At 41.3% G+C, this 18,465-nt stretch carries 15 protein-coding genes; 7 read left to right on the top strand and 8 right to left on the bottom strand.

All coding sequences use genetic code 11. The features are described from left to right. Positions 1-58: 58 nt before the first annotated feature. Positions 59-280, bottom strand: coding sequence for a hypothetical protein (locus tag ACFSQ3_RS06745; protein WP_380868711.1), 222 nt, complete (start codon positions 278-280; stop codon positions 59-61). 86 nt (positions 281-366) lie between these two features. On the opposite strand from ACFSQ3_RS06745, the gene rmuC reads away from it, so the two are divergent. Beyond that, a complete protein-coding gene (gene rmuC / locus ACFSQ3_RS06740) occupies positions 367-1,680 on the top strand; it encodes a DNA recombination protein RmuC (protein WP_380868709.1) in 1,314 nt (437 codons plus the stop codon). Here rmuC and ACFSQ3_RS06735 read toward each other — a convergent pair. Together ACFSQ3_RS06735 and radC are read right to left on the bottom strand one after the other, a co-directional pair. Beyond that, positions 1,664-3,409, bottom strand: a complete 1,746-nt coding sequence (locus tag ACFSQ3_RS06735; protein WP_380868708.1) for a M14 family zinc carboxypeptidase — start codon at positions 3,407-3,409, stop codon at positions 1,664-1,666. The genes rmuC and ACFSQ3_RS06735 overlap by 17 nt on opposite strands. A 40-nt stretch (positions 3,410-3,449) precedes the next feature. Next, entirely contained in the window at positions 3,450-4,142 is a 693-nt protein-coding gene (gene radC / locus ACFSQ3_RS06730; RefSeq protein ID WP_380868706.1) for a RadC family protein, read from the bottom strand. 129 nt (positions 4,143-4,271) lie between these two features. On the opposite strand from radC, the gene ACFSQ3_RS06725 reads away from it, so the two are divergent. Further along, the gene (locus ACFSQ3_RS06725; RefSeq protein WP_380868704.1) at positions 4,272-4,730 is read left to right on the top strand and encodes a peptidylprolyl isomerase; all 459 of its coding nucleotides are present in this window, start codon (positions 4,272-4,274) and stop codon (positions 4,728-4,730) included. A 15-nt stretch (positions 4,731-4,745) separates the two neighbouring features. Further along, complete coding sequence (locus tag ACFSQ3_RS06720; RefSeq protein WP_380868702.1) at positions 4,746-5,153, top strand: DUF5606 family protein; 408 nt, start codon at positions 4,746-4,748, stop codon at positions 5,151-5,153. An 87-nt stretch (positions 5,154-5,240) separates the two neighbouring features. On the opposite strand, the gene ACFSQ3_RS06715 is transcribed toward ACFSQ3_RS06720, so the two are convergent. From ACFSQ3_RS06715 to rpe, 3 genes are all read right to left on the bottom strand, one after another. Then, positions 5,241-7,517, bottom strand: coding sequence for an aconitate hydratase (locus ACFSQ3_RS06715; RefSeq protein WP_380868700.1), 2,277 nt, complete (start codon positions 7,515-7,517; stop codon positions 5,241-5,243). Between the two features lie 61 nt (positions 7,518-7,578). Further along, complete coding sequence (locus ACFSQ3_RS06710) at positions 7,579-10,350, bottom strand: bifunctional aconitate hydratase 2/2-methylisocitrate dehydratase (protein WP_380868698.1); 2,772 nt, start codon at positions 10,348-10,350, stop codon at positions 7,579-7,581. A 382-nt stretch (positions 10,351-10,732) separates the two neighbouring features. Next, a complete protein-coding gene (gene rpe, locus ACFSQ3_RS06705; protein WP_380868696.1) occupies positions 10,733-11,416 on the bottom strand; it encodes a ribulose-phosphate 3-epimerase in 684 nt (227 codons plus the stop codon). Between the two features lie 132 nt (positions 11,417-11,548). Between rpe and ACFSQ3_RS06700 the strand changes: the two genes are divergently transcribed. Then, a complete protein-coding gene (locus ACFSQ3_RS06700) occupies positions 11,549-13,372 on the top strand; it encodes a DEAD/DEAH box helicase (protein ID WP_380868694.1) in 1,824 nt (607 codons plus the stop codon). Between the two features lie 205 nt (positions 13,373-13,577). On the opposite strand, the gene ACFSQ3_RS06695 is transcribed toward ACFSQ3_RS06700, so the two are convergent. After that, complete coding sequence (locus ACFSQ3_RS06695) at positions 13,578-14,489, bottom strand: hypothetical protein (protein ID WP_380868692.1); 912 nt, start codon at positions 14,487-14,489, stop codon at positions 13,578-13,580. A gap of 121 nt (positions 14,490-14,610) precedes the next feature. Here ACFSQ3_RS06695 and ACFSQ3_RS06690 point away from each other — a divergent pair, with 121 nt between their 5' ends. From ACFSQ3_RS06690 to ACFSQ3_RS06680, 3 genes are all read left to right on the top strand, one after another. Beyond that, positions 14,611-15,447 carry an AbiJ-NTD4 domain-containing protein gene (locus ACFSQ3_RS06690; protein ID WP_380868690.1) on the top strand — a complete coding sequence of 279 codons (837 nt, stop codon included), beginning with the start codon at positions 14,611-14,613 and terminating at the stop codon, positions 15,445-15,447. Between the two features lie 29 nt (positions 15,448-15,476). Continuing rightward, positions 15,477-16,598, top strand: a complete 1,122-nt coding sequence (locus tag ACFSQ3_RS06685; protein ID WP_380868689.1) for an AbiH family protein — start codon at positions 15,477-15,479, stop codon at positions 16,596-16,598. A 103-nt stretch (positions 16,599-16,701) separates the two neighbouring features. After that, positions 16,702-16,917: a hypothetical protein gene (locus tag ACFSQ3_RS06680; protein WP_380868687.1), complete on the top strand. Its 216-nt coding sequence runs from the start codon at positions 16,702-16,704 to the stop codon at positions 16,915-16,917. 318 nt (positions 16,918-17,235) lie between these two features. On the opposite strand, the gene ACFSQ3_RS06675 is transcribed toward ACFSQ3_RS06680, so the two are convergent. Then, positions 17,236-18,453 carry an MFS transporter gene (locus ACFSQ3_RS06675; protein WP_380868685.1) on the bottom strand — a complete coding sequence of 406 codons (1,218 nt, stop codon included), beginning with the start codon at positions 18,451-18,453 and terminating at the stop codon, positions 17,236-17,238. Between the last annotated feature and the right edge of the window lie 12 nt (positions 18,454-18,465).

Here is an 18,465-nt window from a genome sequence, read left to right as displayed (position 1 = left end):
TGCATTTGTATGCTGTCCGACTCGTTATGGACGCACATTCGCAAAGTCTAGAAATTCCCTATTTTCTCCATTTTGCGGTGTCAGTTGCCGTCGTATCCGTTTGCGTGGTATCCAAATTAATCACCTCTTCATCGGATTGGTTGATGTTGTAAAGCTGTTTATCAGCAGGTTCAACCGGTGTCAATTCACTTTCCGTGTCGCCAGCTTTTTCCTGCGATGAATGGCATGCTACAAAACCGAATGAACCTATCCCCAAAATCATGTATATTAGCTTTCTCATAGTATTGTTATGTTAATGATTATCAATACAACAGTCCAAACCGCCAAATTGTTTCTTGCAAACACACTGCGCAATAAAATAAACGGATGACGCACACACTTTTATTTATACTGATTGCTTTAACGGTAATCATCATTTTACTTCAGCTATTTAGAAAAAACGATGGCAATGCCGCCAATCGTTGGCAGCATCTAGATCAGCAATTGCAACGTTTGGCGCATCAGCAGGAGCTGTTGGAAAAATCGATTCGCGATGATTTTCATCGGCATCGCACGGAAGCCAATCAACAATCGCAAATTAACCGGGAAGAATTAAACAATAGTTTGCGCTCCGTAGAAAAGCATACGCAACAACAAAGTCAAGCTTTGCATGAATTGCTGACTTTACGTTTTTCGGAATTAACCAAGCAACAACACGACATCAATCGTTCAGCAGCGGAACATCTACAAGGATTGCGCGAAGATAATCGTCGGCAGCTGGAACAAATGCGACAAACCGTTGATGAAAAGCTACAAACGACGTTAGAAAAACGATTAGGAGAATCGTTTAAGCTGGTCAGCGAAAGATTGGAATTGGTGCATAAAGGTTTGGGGGAAATGCAAACTTTGGCAACGGGCGTTGGCGATTTGAAGAAAGTGCTTTCCAACGTAAAAACGCGGGGTGTACTCGGCGAATATCAATTAGCCAATATACTGGAGCAACTGCTCACTACCGATCAGTACGCGCAAAATGTGGCGACCAAAAAAGGTTCGCAAGCAAATGTGGAGTTTGCTATAAAACTGCCTGGTAAAGATAGTGATGAAGCAGTTTGGATGCCGGTCGACTCAAAATTTCCAGTTGAAAGTTATCAGGCACTTTTAGATGCTTATGAAGCTGGCGATAAATTAACGATTGATATACACCAAAAAGCTTTATTGCGAAGCGTTGAATCTTTCGCGAAAGATATCAGCAGCAAATACATTGATCCGCCGCACACCACGGATTTTGCGATTATGTTTTTACCCATCGAAAGCTTGTACGCCGAAGTGCTTCGCCATCCCGGCTTGTTTGAAACATTGCAACGCAAATACCGCGTTACCATCACCGGTCCGACCACCCTTTCCGCGCTACTCAACAGTTTACAAATGGGCTTCCGCACATTGGCCGTCCAAAAACGAAGCAGCGAAGTTTGGAAAATCTTGGAAGCGGTAAAAACGGAATTTAAAACTTTCTCCGATCAGCTCGACAAAGTGGACAAACAATTGAGTTCTGCTTCAAAATCGTTGCACGACCTTCGATTAACACGCACAAACGTGATGAGTCGAAAATTGCGTGATGTGGGAACGTTGGAAAGTCAAGAAGCGCGCAACATTTTGGATTTGCCAGCATCAACCGACGATTCATTTACTGACGAGGACTAGAAATTACGCGTCCTACAGGATAAAGGAAATGCGAGTCCTCGTAGTACACAGATTGTTTGTAAATCCAATCCAATTGCGCTTGTCCATTGCTGGCAAAAGCAGAATCAGCTGCTTTCTTTGCTTCCAATTTCTGTTTCCATTCCGGATGTTCGTTGAGCAGTTTTTCGGCTTCTTCCTCAAAGATATATGCTGAAAAATATTCCTTTTGACTTAAAATTCCGTCGAAGAAATTCCAACGAAAGAAAGAATCGTGCGCTTCTGGCTCCAAGGTTTCGACAATATAACGATTGACCGTTTGATCCATTTCTATCCACCAATCACCAGCGTAAAATTGTCTTTTCATAGCGACAGGTTTGAGCTGAATGTCCGTGTGCATGTAGTGTCCTTCATAAACATTTGGAGATGTTTTCAGGGATTGGATATAATACATTTGCACCTCCATAACCGTATCTTGCTCCAACGGTTTTAAGCGAACACCATTTGCCAGCAAACGTTCTACAATGCGATCATAAGCTTGTGGCAATACGTAAACCATCGGCTTTTCTATCGTTCGCGTTGCGTAATATTCTTTGTAATGCGGAATCTGAATTGTTTTTGGCACAGAACGATCGTAATACAAACGATCTTTTCCGCTTATCTTACTTGGTTTATAGCCATGTTGAAATCCTTTGAATGAGAATGAATCGATTTTCGCCGTGTCCAAAGCCCACGTTATCGGGAAATGGGATTGCGATTTTACGGTTTCCTTAATTTGCGAACGCGCATTTTTCAAAGCATCTTTTTCGCTTACCACCAAATCCAACAAATGCTGCAAAAGCATGTACGTGGATTCCACACGTTGCTCGTAAGGTTTCCACATGTGCGTTTCGGGCATGAAACCAATCGTATGATGCAATGCGGCGAAGCCGGATGAATAACGCGGCGTTTCCAAAAAATCAACCAAACCAGATTCCGGCGTTGCTGCAATGGTATTGACATAAGGCACCATATCGTATCCGGATTTTGCCATGCGTTGATAAAGTTCGGGCAAAAAGGTTTGTTGCATCATTTGGCTCAATGGCGCAGCCAATTTATCTTTTTGCGTAGCAATCAACGTCATGATATACTGATAATCCGCACCATTACTGGCATGCGTATCGAAAAACATATCCGGATCCCAATTTGTAAATGCTTTTTGGAATAAAAGGGAATTTCGCGTATCCGCTTTGATAAAATCGCGATTCAAATCATAATGTTGCAGGCTTCCACGGAAACCGTACGAGGTCGGTCCGTTTTGGTTGACTCGCGAAACGCCGCGATTTAACATACCGGCCACGTTGTAAACCGGAATCATACAAATCACGACATCTTTCGGCAACATATTTTTTTGCAGCATATCGCGAGCAAACATCATCCCCACATCAATCCCTTCGGGCTCACCCGGATGAATCCCGTTATTTATGAACAACACTGCTTTACCTGCTGCTTTTACCCGCTCAGGATCGAACAGTTCATCTTGCGAAAGCACGAGCAAATGCAACGGTTTGCCCACGTCCGTTTTTCCTAATTCCAACAACTTGGCTTTTGGCGAAGAATCAGCCAACGTTTGATAGTAACGAATTAGTTCCTCATACGTAGTTGTCGTATTATGAGCAGGGTCAAGTTCGTAAGGCGTTTGCTGTGCAATCGTTGTTTGATTGAACGAAAACACGAGAAAACTAAAAAATAGAATGCGTTTGAAGGCGAACATGGCAGATTGTTTTGCACAAAGATACCAAACATGCGCTCAGCTATAAAATTCCTTCGTCGCGAAAACTAAAATAGCTTTGATCTGTAAAAATTACGTGATCATTTACGCGAATATCCATCAATTTTGCTGCCTCCACCACGCGATCTGTCAATTGCTTATCTGCTTGACTGGGCGAAAGCGTTCCCGATGGATGATTGTGAATCAAAATCATCGAATGTGCATTGGCTTGCAACGCATGTTTTAAAATAATTCGCACATCAACTGGTGTAAAATCATTTCCACCACGACCGATTTGCTGTTTATTAATCAATTTACAACCTGTGTTGAGATACAACACCCAAAATTCCTCGTGCGGAAGATCGATCAATTTATCGCGAAAAAAAGTGTACACGCGCTTGCTACTATTCAGTACGGACGGCATTTCCTCTGTCGCTTCCTTTCGTCGCCGCCCGAGTTCCATCGCGGCAATAATCGTGATTGCTTTGGCTTCGCCAATGCCGTTATAGCGACAAAGTTCCGAAACTTCGAGTTTAGAAAGCGCCGATAAACTATTATCAACATCCGCAAGCAATCGGCGACAGAGCTCCACCGCAGTTTCCTTCCGCGATCCGGAGCCGATTAAAATCGCCAACAATTCTGCATTGCTCACCGCCCTTCTACCCTGCTCCAGCAATTTTTCTCGAGGACGATCGGCTTCATCCCATTCTCGAATGACCATCTTTTCCATCATCATGATCTAGGTTTTTAATTATCATTAAAGTTAATATTTTTTACACAAAATATTGTTAACCATTTTTGACGCCGTGCTTGACGTTCTATTCGCGGTATAATATGTATCTTTGGCGTTTAGCAATTTTATAGTATGAGCAAAGCAATAATCAAAACTGAAAAAGGTGATATGACCGTTCAATTTTACACGGAAGATGCACCTAAAACTGTAGAGAACTTCATCAAATTGGCCAAATCGGGCTATTATAATGGTTTGACATTCCACCGCGTAATCCCTGATTTCGTTATCCAAGGCGGTTGTCCAAATACGCGCGAAGGCGCAACTGGAATGCCTGGAACTGGTGGTCCGGGTTACCACATCGACTGTGAGTTGACTGGCGAAAACCAATACCACGATCGCGGTGTGCTTTCTATGGCGCATGCTGGAAGAAACACAGGCGGTTCTCAATTTTTCGTTTGCCATAGTCGCAACAACACCGCTCACCTAGACCGCAACCATACTTGTTTCGGCAAAGTGATTGAGAATGTTGATGTTGTTGATGACATCCGTCAAGGCGACCGTATTTTGAGTATTGATGTTATCGAAGATTAATAATTTTAGGTAAGCATGAATTTAAGAGGATTAGTTTCAGTAACTGGAAAGCCCGGACTTTTCAAATTAGTTGGACAGAATAAAGGTGGTTTCATCTTAGAAAGCTTGGACAACGCTAAAGTGAAGACCGTAATCAACTTGTCGAACACGAAAATGGCGACGTTGGAAGATATTACTATCTACGGCGAGGAAGAAGAAATCCGTTTATTAGATATCTTCGAAACGTTAAAAGCGGGTGAATTGGAAGTGCCTTCAGCGAAAGCAGATGGAAATACATTACGTGAATTTTTCCGTCAGGCTGCGCCAGGACATGACGAATCACGCGTATACAGTTCTGACATTAAAAAAGTAATTAGCTGGTACGCTATCATCAAAGAACTTCCACTATTTGATGAGGAAACGCCTGAGCCAATTAGCGAATAGATAACTAGTTGTCTAACAATAAAAAGTCCGGAATCGTATATACGATTCCGGACTTTTTATTGTTAATACTATTAGAAGATATAAAATCTATGCTTCTTTCTTCTCTTGATTTTTGCGAATAATATTCAATGCCGCTCCAGCCTTGAACCAACCGATTTGCTGCGCATTGTATGAATGATTTACCTCAATCTCCTCCGACGATCCATCGTCGTGATGAAGTACCAACGTCAGGGATTTATTCGGAGCAAAATCAGTTAATCCGATAATATCGATCGTATCGTTCTCTTGAATTTTATCGTAATCATCTTTATCGGCAAAGGTCAAACCTAGCATACCTTGCTTTTTCAAGTTTGTTTCGTGGATACGAGCGAAAGATTTCACCAACACCGCACGAACACCCAAATGGCGAGGCTCCATGGCAGCATGTTCACGAGAAGAACCCTCTCCGTAATTCTCATCACCCACGACGATCGAACCGATTCCTTCCGCTTTGTAAGCACGTTGCGTAGCCGGTACAGCGCCGTATTCGCCCGTCAATTGATTTTTTACCGTATCGGTTTCATCATTGAAGAAGTTAACAGCACCAATCAATAAGTTATTGGAAATATTATCCAAGTGACCACGGTATTTCAACCACGGACCGGCCATGGAAATATGGTCGGTTGTACATTTTCCTTTCGCTTTGATTAGAAGTTTTAGACCTTTCAAATCTGTACCTTCCCAAGCAGCAAAAGGTTCTAGCAACTGCAAACGATCCGAATCCGGAGCAACATCTACAGAAACCTCAGATCCATCTTCTGCTGGCGCTTGATATCCCGCATCTTCAACCGCAAAACCTTTTTCCGGCAGTTCATCACCCGTCGGCGCTTCCAATTTAATCTGCTCACCGTCCTTGTTCGTCAAGGTATCAGTTACCGGATTGAAACCTAAATCCCCGGATATGGCGATCGCAGCGACCATTTCTGGGGATGTTACAAATGCATAGGTATTGGGATTTCCATCCGCACGTTTTGCAAAGTTTCTATTGAAGGAGTGAACGATCGTATTCTTCTCGCGTTTATCCGCGCCAGCACGATCCCACATACCAATACATGGACCACAGGCATTGGTAAATAATGTGGCATTTAGATCTTCAAAGGTTTTCAACAAACCATCGCGATCGGCAGTGTATCGCACCTGCTCCGAACCGGGATTGATCCCGAATTCTGCCTTGGTGACCAAACCTTTATCAATTGCTTGTTGCGCAATTGACGCAGCCCGCGATAAATCTTCGTAAGAAGAATTGGTACAAGAACCAATCAATCCCCACTCAACTTTCGTTGGCCAACCATTTTTTTCCGCCTCCTCACGCATGCGCGAAATCGGCGTATATAAATCCGGCGTAAATGGGCCATTTAATGAAGGTTCCAATTCCGATAAGTTGATTTCAATCAGTTGATCGAAATAAGTTTCCGGATCAGCATATACTTCATCATCTCCGGTCAAATAATCTTTGATTTTATTCGCGGCATCTGCAACATCTGCACGGTCGGTAGCGCGTAAGTAACGCTCCATCGATTCATCATAACCAAAAGTGGAAGTCGTTGCTCCGATCTCCGCTCCCATGTTACAGATCGTTCCTTTACCCGTACACGACAAAGATTTTGCACCTTCGCCAAAATATTCTACGATAGCGCCAGTACCACCTTTTACGGTAAGAATTCCGGCTACTTTTAGAATCACATCTTTTGGTGTCGCCCATCCGGAAAGTTTTCCAGTCAGTTTAACACCGATCAGCTTCGGAAATTTTAGTTCCCAAGGAAGGCCCGCCATAACATCACAGGCATCAGCCCCACCAACACCGATAGCTACCATGCCTAATCCGCCTGCGTTTACCGTATGCGAATCCGTACCGATCATCATCCCACCGGGAAAAGCATAATTCTCCAAAACTACTTGGTGGATAATTCCTGCTCCAGGTTTCCAAAAACCAATACCATATTTATTTGAAACGGAGCTCAAAAAGTTGAACACCTCTGAGCTTTCTTGCTTAGCACGCGACAAATCTTCTTGCGCTCCATCTCGAGCCTGAATTAAGTGATCACAATGCACCGTAGACGGAACAGCTACCTGCGGTCGGCCCGCTTGCATAAATTGCAACAAAGCCATTTGCGCGGTCGCATCCTGCATCGCCACGCGATCAGGCGCAAAATCCACATACGATTGTCCCCTTTCGTATGCTTCTTCCGCATTACCATTCCACAAATGCGTGTACAGGATTTTCTCTGCTAAAGTTAAAGGTTTGCCAACCACCTTACGAGCAGCGTTTACACGCTCCTCGTAGTGATCGTAGACCTTTTTAATCATCTCAATATCAAAAGCCATATCTCTTCTCAATTTATGTTGTAAACTCTATTGTTCTGAACAAATCAAGTTCAAAGTAGTTTTAACCTACTAAAGCTTTTTCAGGCGGAGCGAAAGTCGTCAAATCAATTCCTTCCACTGCAACACGGTATTCTTCCACATTTGGAATACGTCCCAAGATCGCAGAAAGAACAACTACCGGCGTTGAAGCCAATAACGATTCGCCTTTTTTGCCTTCAGAATCTTCCACTACACGACCTTGGAAAAGGCGCGTAGAAGTTGCCAAAACAGTATCTCCCTTAGCTGCTTTTTCTTGGTTTCCCATACACAAGTTACAGCCAGGACGTTCCAAATACATGATGTTTTCGTATTCGGTACGCGCAGTGCTTTTCGGCAAAAGATCGCTAAACTCGAATCCTGAGTATCTTTGAAGGATATCCCAATCTCCTTCTTCTTTCAACTCATCAATAATATTATAAGTAGGTGCAGCAACAACTAAAGGCGCGTGGAACTCCACTTTACCTTGTTGTTTTTCTAAGTTTTTCAACATCTGCGAAACGATTTTTAAATCGCCTTTGTGCACCATACATGATCCTACGAAACCTAAATCCACTTTTTTCTCGCCACCGTAGTACGAAAGTCCGCGGATGGTATCGTGTGTATATCTTTTAGAAACGTCTGCGTTGTTTACGTCTGGATCGGCAATCATTGGCTCGGCAATAACATCTAAATCGATCACGACCTCCGCATAATATTTAGCAGTTTCATCTGGCGTTAACGCTGGTTTTTCGCCTGATTTAATTTGCTCAATACGTTTGTTTGCTTTGTTGATCAATCCCTGCAATACATGGTTATCATTTTCCATGCCTTTGTCGATCATAATTTGGATACGACCTTTAGCAATTTCCAAGGATTCGATCAAAGTGTCATCTTGCGAAATACAAATAGAAGCTTTCGCTTTCATCTCCGCAGTCCAGTCGGTAAATGTAAATGCCTGATCCGCTGGAAGCGTTCCGATATGCACCTCAATAATACGACCTTGGAATACGTTTTCTCCGCCGAATTGCTGAAGCATTTGCGCTTGTGTAGCATGCACCACATCACGAAAATCCATGTAATCTTTCATTTCACCTTTGAAGGTTACTTTAACAGATTCCGGAATCGGCATAGACGCCTCACCTGTCGCTAAAGCCAATGCTACTGTACCAGAATCGGCCCCGAAAGCAACACCTTTAGACATACGCGTATGCGAATCGCCACCGATGATGATTGCCCATTCATCCACGGTAATATCGTTCAATACCTTGTGAATAACGTCCGTCATCGAGTGATATTCTCCTTTCGGATCACGCGCTGTGATAAGACCGAATTCGTTCATGAACTTCATCAATTTCGGAATGTTTGCTTGCGCTTTTTTATCCCAAACCGATGCCGTGTGACAACCAGACTGATAAGCACCATCCACGATCGGAGAAATGACCGTTGCAGCCATGGATTCCAATTCTTGTGCGGTCATCAAACCTGTTGTATCTTGCGATCCGACAATGTTAACTTCCACACGAACGTCAGAACCTGCATGCAGCACTTTTCCTGCGGCAACGCCAACTGCGTTTTTGTTGAATATTTTTTCTACTGCGGTCAATCCTTGCCCTTCTACTGAAATCTCTTTCGATGGTGCAAAAACTGCCGTAGGTTCGATTTCTAAAATACGAGCTGCAATGGTTTGGATTTTCTTACCAAATACGATCGCATATGAACCACCTGCACGAATAAATTCCATTTTCTGCGGTGTCAACGATTTCGACATATCGATCAATTCCTGATCGCCATTGTAAAGTTTCTTCGCTTTCGTGTTGATGGTGAATGTAGAGCCTGTCGCTACGGAATATACTTCTTCTAGAATTGGATCGCCTTTTTCGTCACGAACGACATTTCCTTCCGCATCCGTTTTCTTCACCCAGTTTTTCAAATCGATACCGATACCACCCGTCACATCAACCGTAGTTAAAAAGATTGGAGAAATACCGTTCGTACCACCAACGATTGGCGCAATGTTCACGAAGGGAATATAAGGACTTGCTTTTCGACCTGTCCACAACGCCACATTGTTCACGCCTGACATTCTGGAAGATCCAACGCCCATCGTACCTTTTTCAGCAATCAACATCACGCTTGCATCTGGATGCTGTGCTTGCAATGCTTTAATTTCTTCTTGAGCGGCTGGCGTGATCATACATTTACCGTGCAACTCGCGGTCAGAACGGGAGTGCGCTTGGTTACCTGGAGATAATAAATCTGTAGAAATATCACCTTCCGCAGCAATGAACGTCACGATCTTGATTTCCTCTGGAACGTCCGGCAACTTCGTGAAAAACTCTGCTTTCGCATAGCTTTCCAAAATCGCTTTGGCTACTGCATTTCCTTCTTGAAAAGCTACTTTCAAACGATCGATATCCGCATCGTACAGGAAAACCTGCGTTTTCAATACTTCTGCAGCTTGTGCCGCAATTGCGCTATCGCTACCTAAAGCCAAATCAAGCAGTACTTCAATCGACGGACCACCTTTCATGTGCGACAATAGTTCGAAAGCAAAAGTGGCTGAAATTTCTGGAACGATTGATTCGCCCAAGATAATTTCTTTTAAAAATTTTGCTTTTACGCCAGCTGCACTTGTAGTACCCGGCAATGTATTGTAGATAAAGAATTGAAGAGAATCTTCGCGATTCGCGTTATCAGCATCTTTAATCTGACTGATAATTTCACTCGCCAAATCTGCACCATCAATTGGTTTTGGATGAAGACCTTGTTCTTCTCTTTCCTTAATCTCTTGTACGTATTCGTTATATAAACTCATATTATAATTGTATTCAATCTAACAGAGCGTCGCTGAAAGCAAACGCATAAACTTCTAAAATACTCTCCTATTAAAATATTTGAACTCACTCCAATCTCCGTAGTAGACATCGGCACATCGTCGATCGACGAATAAACGTGTAGGCTCCCCACATTCTCAAAAACTTCCGTTACAGCTACCCGACACCTTCTGACCACCAAGTAGAAAAATGAGTACGGCGACCGCAAAAGCTCAGCATCCCGCTTCGCACGATCGCCCCAAAAATAACAAAAATGAATGTGTAAACATAATATGACCAAGCGCTTCCTTAATTTGGAAATATTCTAAACAAAGAGCGCCACTCGAGCCGATATATCAGACATTCAAGCAACTGATAAATGTTTTAAAGGAACTTTACTTCAGGATTGACGTCCTTCAATTGTTGAATGGTGGAAACCGGGTCAGAAGAGTTAAACACAAAACTACCTGCAACCAGCACATCCGCACCAGCAGAGAGCAGCGCTTCAGCGTTATTCAAGCTAACTCCGCCATCAATTTCGATCCACAAATTATCATTCACGCCTGCGCTCATTGCACGCAATTCACGGATTTTGGCATAGGTATTTTCAATGAATTTCTGCCCACCAAATCCCGGATTTACGGACATAATGCACACTAAGTCAATATCGGCGATGATATCATTCAACAAATGAACCGGCGTATGTGGATTCAGCGCAACACCAGCATGGCAACCTAAATCTTTGATGGCCGCAATCGTGCGATGCAAATGTGTGCAAGCTTCGTAATGCACCGTGATATTGGCTGCGCCGGCATCGCGAAATTCCGACAAATAACGATCAGGTTTTTCGATCATCAAATGTACATCCAATGGTTTCTGCGCATGCTTGGCTATTGCACTCATCACCGGAAAACCGAAAGAAATATTCGGAACGAATAATCCGTCCATAATATCAATATGAAACCAATCCGCCGCGCTTGCATTGATCATTTCGGTATCGCTTTGCAAATTAGCAAAATCAGCCGCCAGCATGGATGGCGCAATCAGGTGTTTAGAAGCCGTGTTCATGTGTTTTTATACTAAATCCAAAGATACGGGTTCTGAAGTAAAATACTGTTTTTTAATAATTTAGTATTTATCAATTATTACTCTTATCTTTGCACCGCCTTAGGCAATATCGCCTATTGTATATTTTATTTCATGAACCCATTTTTAGAATTGGGAATCCGTCATGAGATTGTTAATGCAGTCACCGAGTTAGGTTTCGAAAAACCTTCTCCTATCCAGGAACAAGCCATTCCTGTTTTATTGACTGGCACCAACGATTTTGTCGGATTAGCCCAAACCGGCACAGGGAAGACAGCAGCATTCGGTCTTCCATTATTAGAACAAATCGATCCTTCACAAAAGCATCCGCAAGCCTTAGTACTTTGTCCGACGCGTGAGTTGTGTTTGCAAATCTCTAGAGATTTGGAAAGCTTCGCGAAATACATTGACGGCGTTAGCGTGGTTGCTGTATACGGAGGAGCGAACATTAGCGATCAACTTCGTCAAATCAGACGCGGTGTGCAGATCGTAGTAGCCACTCCAGGACGTATGCTAGATATCATTGGCCGTAAAGCCATCGATTTCTCAGACGTTAACTATGTTGTATTGGATGAGGCAGATGAAATGTTGAACATGGGATTCCAAGAGGATATCAACAACATTCTTTCTGAAACTCCAGACACGAAAAAAACTTGGTTATTTTCTGCAACGATGCCTAAAGAGGTACGTCGTATTGCGCAGAAATACATGACCGATCCGTTTGAATTAACCGTAGGTACAAAAAACACGGGAAATGCAAACATCGAGCACCAGTACTTCTTGATTAGAGCGAGAGATAAATACGCTGCTTTCAAACGCATCGTGGATTCTTATCCTCAAATTTTTGGTATCGTATTTTGCCGTACCAAAATCGAAACGCAAGAAATTGCTGAAGCATTGATGAAGGACGGTTACAATGCAGATTCTTTGCATGGTGACTTATCGCAACAACAACGCGACAGAGTAATGAAGCGTTACCGCGATCGCAGTTTACAATTGCTTATCGCTACGGACGTTGCTGCTCGTGGTATTGATGTGAATGATGTTACGCACGTAATCAACTATTCACTTCCTGACGAGGTAGAGAACTACACGCACCGTTCTGGTCGTACAGCTCGCGCCGGTAAAACAGGTATCTCTATTTCTTTGATTAACGTGAAAGAAATGAGTAAAATTCGTCATATCGAAAAAATCATTGGTAAATCTTTCGATAAGAAAGAAGTTCCAACTGGTGCTGAGGTATGCGAAAAGCAACTTTTCAAAATTGTTGACAAGATCAATCATGTCACGGTTAACCAAGAAGAGATTGCTCCGTTTTTACCATCCATCATGGAAAACTTGCAAGACCTAAGCAAAGAGGAAATCATTGCGCGTTTTGCATCATTGGAATTCAACAAATTCCTAGATTATTACCGTAATGCTCCAGATTTGAATGTGGATGCGCGCGATATCAGAAATGATCGTGGCGAACGCGGTGATCGTCGTGAAGGACGTAACAGAGAAGCATCAAAAGGTTATACTAGATTGTTTATCAACTTAGGTTCTGTAGATGATTTCTCACGTGGTGACATGTTGGGATATATCTGCAACAACACACGTATCTCTGGAAAAGACATCGGTAAAATTGACTTGAAAGGTGTTTTCACATTCTTCGAGGTACAAGATGCTGAAGTAGAGAAAGTGATTCAAGGTTTCCAAGGCGTAGATTTCAACGGACGCGGTGTACGCATCGAAGTTTCTGGTGAAGAACGTCGCGGTGGTGGCGGTGGTGACCGTCGCGGACGCAGTGGAGATCGTTCAAGAAATGGCGGCAACCGCTCTGGGGGTTCCGGCCGTTCATCTTACCGTTCTGATCGTTCTGACGACAGCCGCGGTGGAGGTTTCAAAGATTTCTCCGGAAAACGTAGATCTTCGTCTTCTTCAAAAAGCAGATACTAAGAAGAATCTAATAAATAGTAAAATAGGTCAACAGCATGCTGTTGACCTATTTTTTTTGATGGATTTGTTAAAAAACTGTTTGCAAGGATTAAACGGTCATTCCAAAAGATTTTATCACGTTGAATATCTCCACCAGCTACAGAACTTGTACTTCGCGCTTACTGGTAAAGAACTGGAGGTAGGCTTGCAAGACAATCCGAAAAACTTAATCGAATCTTTTCATAGGTGTATCCATATCAACGGATATGACACTAGGAAAGTCTGATATAAGAGATAAAAACCTCATTATTTCTTCCTTTCTACCAATAATTCTTATCACTAAAGTACTTGGATCAATAGTCTCAATAATTCGAATAGCAAATCTTCTTTTAAGTTGCGTTAAATGTCTATTAAATTCTTCATCATTTAGATCCTTTAACTCGACCCTAGCGACCGAATAGTAAGGTCTAGTTGAAATAGGAGTTGATCCAACAGCTCTTACTGTTTCTGAACTCGTGAACTTTGTACGAACAGTAGATTCAATTTCATCCAGTCTATTCATGATAATATCAACAACCCCCTTTTCATCCGAAGGTAGGTTGTTAATTTGAGCGACTTCAGTTATTGCGTTGTATACTGGATTATTAATTTCTGTTTGATCAGTACCTTGTTCCAGAATGAGTTCAATTCTTCGATGTAATTCAGGTTTAAGTTCTTCAGCTCCTAAAAATGTATCACTATAGAAAATGCAGCGTTGATCAAAAATATCAAAAGGTAAAATAGTTCCTGCCTCAGCAATCATTATTACAGGCTTACCAAATGAGTGCCTAATCGCCAACTCGTACATTACATTTGGATTGACTCCTGTCAAATTTGCTATTACCAAGTCACACTTAACAATCTTATCTATGATTTGCTTATTTATAGAGCCTGTGTTATCAATCTTGTGTGCTGGAATTGAGATGAAGTTAAAGCTTTCTAATACGGGGGTTAACACCGATCTCAAAAGCCCTTCAGTTTTATTATATATTTCCGAGTTCTTTTTGCCAATTGGTGTTATAATAAAACATTCTTTAGCACTCGCCACAGGATTTGATTCTACAGTCTCATTTGGCATTTCTTCTTTTTTCTTATTCATTACAGGTAAAAGTTTGGTATGCGAATATACAACTCAATATTATTATCCTCAATACGGGAAACCGTATATTTTATTTGTTAGAAATAAATTATATTTATCATTCATTTAACTACAACAATTTATGAGATTTTCGCAAAGATTTGGAATGACGTCCGTAAGAGATACGATTCAGATTGATGATATAGATGACGCGCTTAGAAATAGACTATGGAACTTATTTTTAATGGCTTATTGGAATAACGTAAGGCACGAATTATCAGATTGTCGTCCAGAATTTCGAAACTTGATGTTTCATATTTGGGTTGATTTATTTAATAACCGATATGATGAACTTGCAAGAGATACATATCGTTTAAAACACAAACTCAAAGAATTTTTCTTTGAAACAGAATGGTTTAATGTCTACGATTTTATTGAATTTCTACCTCAACATTATGGCGATAGATTAGAGATACCAACGAATGAAGTTTTTGTCTCGGAATGCAATATTGCTTTAGAAAAATGTATGTCTGGTTATAGATTTATAAATTTTGAGCTAGCTCCTATAACATCAGTGGAAGAGATAAATACTATCGAAGAAGCAATTAATGACAATAAATTCAATGGTGTAAAAGTACATTTGAAAAGTGCATTAAGCATGCTTTCAGATAGAGAAAATCCAGATTATAGAAACTCTATTAAGGAATCTATTAGCGCGGTTGAATCATATTGTAAAGCGTCGACTGGTGATACAAAAGCCATGTTAGGCGCCTCGTTAAATGCGTTATCAAAAAAAATTGACCTCCATCCCGCCCTTAATTCTGCATTTCAAAAGCTGTATGCATATACTAGCGACGAAAAAGGTATAAGACATGCTCTAATGGATAAAGATGTGTTATCTCAAGAAGACGCGCAATTTATGCTGGTCTCATGTAGTGCATTTATAAACTATCTTCAAATCAAGGAATCCAAAGTATAACTTTTCGACATATTTTAATTATATAATCCATGAATAAGCTCATCATTGTTGGAAATGGATTCGACATTCACAACGGTATCAAATCCCAGTATAAAGATTTTTTGGAGTGGTATCTTATCGAGCGGTTCCGTGAGGCAGTTGAAAAAGGGCAAAGCATTACAACCTTTTTTGAGGTTTCTGTAAAGCATTCATTAAAGTACGATAGACCATATTATGAAATCTCTGATCCTGAATATATGGAAATCATACGAAAAACTATGTTTCAGTATGGAGACACTATGAAGTTCGACTATTTTGTTGATGGTGAACTAATGCTGGTGTTTAATTTTAAGTATTTTTCTGCATTCTTTCGAGAAATAGCATATCATTTCAACGACTTAAGTTGGGTTGACATCGAAATGATTTACTATCAACATCTTTCCAATTGTCTAGAAAAATCAAACAATTTAGACAGTCTAAATGAGGAGTTAAGAGTTCTAAAAAACAGGTTATGCGATTATTTACGGATTGCTTGTGAGTCCAAAAAGCCTAGCTGGAATTTTAAGGTCTGCGCCGATGCTTCTATTGATACTCAAATAGTGTTAGATCAGGCACACATCAATAGAATAGAGAAAGAATACGGAAACCAGATATTGAGTAATCACACGGTTCAACCTTCAAGTACCATGTTCTTAAATTTTAATTATACAGGACTTACTCACCAAATTCACTGTGAAAACTATTCTACTACAGTAGATATCCATGGCTCCTTATTCGACAAAAAGAATATCCCAATATTTGGTTATGGTGATGAGATAGGAGATGAATATATTATGATGGAGAAAACTAATGACAACCGATTTTTTGAGCACATAAAGTCATTTGGGTATTTCAATACTTCAAACTATTCAGACTTATTACGATTCCTTGATTCGAAACTATTCGTGGTAAACATCTGGGGTCACTCATGCGGATTATCCGACAGAACATTATTGAATGAAATTTTTGAACACAATAACTGCTGCGCTATTCAACCTTATTATTGGAATAAGGGGTATGGAGATGATAATTACACGGAGATTGCTCAAAACATATCGAGACACTTCAGGAATAAACAAAAGCTTCGGAATAGGCTAGTTGACAAGACCAAATGCTTCCCGTTGGGTAGTTAATATTAATCCGATAGTGAGCTATTTCAGACACATTCCCATATGTGTAGATATCACCTCCCCAATCATTCCTCGCGCATCAATCGCACACACCATCTTTGCGATTATGACAAAAGTAAATTTAAGACAAGCCATCGAGAAGCTCGACAGCTTGTTACAACTAAAATGGGATGACTCGGACAATGAGCAAGAGGAAAAGCTTTACCTCGATCTTTCCGCAAATCTATCACTCATCAAAAATATACTGCAGCGAAAAGGAATTTGGCAAAACGATGAATTGATGATTGTCGAAATCGATGACGGCAATCCCCCAAACAGTTGACAAAACCCCGGATTGTTGTCCCTTAACGTTTTATCCTACCACAAGCCTCCATACTTTTGTATTCAGGCATACAAGTATGAGCATCGCAGCTCTATACGGTTATAACTAAACAAAGAAGATGGACTTCAGAAAGTTCAACCCTGATAGCCTCTTTGTAACTTGACTGTTTTGGGAGCTTTTCCGGTTAGTGTTCTCATCTGTCGTAAAGCTCATTTTAAAGCATGCCTATAATCTGCATATCGAAATTCCATAGCTCCGACAGCCGATAACCTTCATTTGATCATCAAAAATAACCTAAACCCCAAAGGACTATTTTCCCTAATTCCCATCCAATGGACGGAAAGTTACTTTCTTCATATCCGGAAGGAAATAAGCGACAATACCCATTAACGGCAAATAGGAACAAACGTGATAAATAAAATCAATCGATGTTTGATCTGCCCACCAACCTAAAAACGCGGATCCCAATCCGCCCATTCCAAAAGCAAAGCCATAGAACAACCCAGATATCATTCCTAATTTCCGAGGTAGTAATTCTTGCGCAAACACCAATATTGCTGCAAAGGCGGAGGAAATAATCAACCCAATGATCACAATTAATACGCCTGTCCAAAATAAGTCAACATACGGCAACAGCAATGTAAACGGTGCAGCACCGAGTACAGAAAACCAAATAATATATTTTCTACCTACATAATCGCCCAACAATCCACCAACCAATGATCCGACCGCAACAGCAATCAGAAAATAGAACAGATAAACCTGCGCCTGCACCTCCGTTAACCCAAATCGATCAATCGTATAAAACTGAAAATAGCTGGTAATGCTCGCGGTATAAAAGTATTTGGAGAAAATAAGCAACAACAAAATGACGACCGACCAATTGATGCGTGCGGCCGACAAATCCGGCAACAAAATCGCCTTTTTCGGCTTCGATTGTAAGTTTTTTAAATGTCTGCTGTACCAACGTCCGATATATCCTAAAATGACTTGTGAACACAAAGCAACGACGGCAAACCAAAGAATATACTGCTGCCCGTTTGGAATAACAATCCATGCGATAAGCAACGGCGCTAAAGCAGCACCTGTATTTCCACCAATTTGAAACATTGCCTGCGCAAAGCTACGTCGGCCACCGGCCGACATATAGGCTACGCGAGAAGATTCGGGATGAAAAATTGACGAACCAATTCCGACCAGGATTACCGAAATCAAAATCCACTCATAATTCGCTGCATAGGCCAAAGAAATCATTCCGGCAGTGGAAAACAACATGCCAATCATTTGCGAATAAGGCTTCGGATGTTTGTCCGTATACGCGCCAACAACTGGCTGAAAAATAGATGCCGATAACTGAAAACACAAAGTAATTACACCGATTTGCGCCATGTTCAAATCGTATTTATCTTCCAATCGAGGATAAATCGCCGGAATCACGGACTGCAACAAATCGTTGAACAAATGCGCTACACAAACAGCAAATAGTAATGAATATGTTGGTTTTTGAAGATTATTCGAACTAAAAATAGATGGCATTAATTAGATTTT

This window comes from Sphingobacterium corticis (genome assembly GCF_042684745.1).
Lineage (GTDB): Bacteria > Bacteroidota > Bacteroidia > Sphingobacteriales > Sphingobacteriaceae > Sphingobacterium > Sphingobacterium corticis.
Note: the sequence above shows the minus strand (reverse complement) of the source record. Positions and strands in the feature narration are given on the sequence as shown.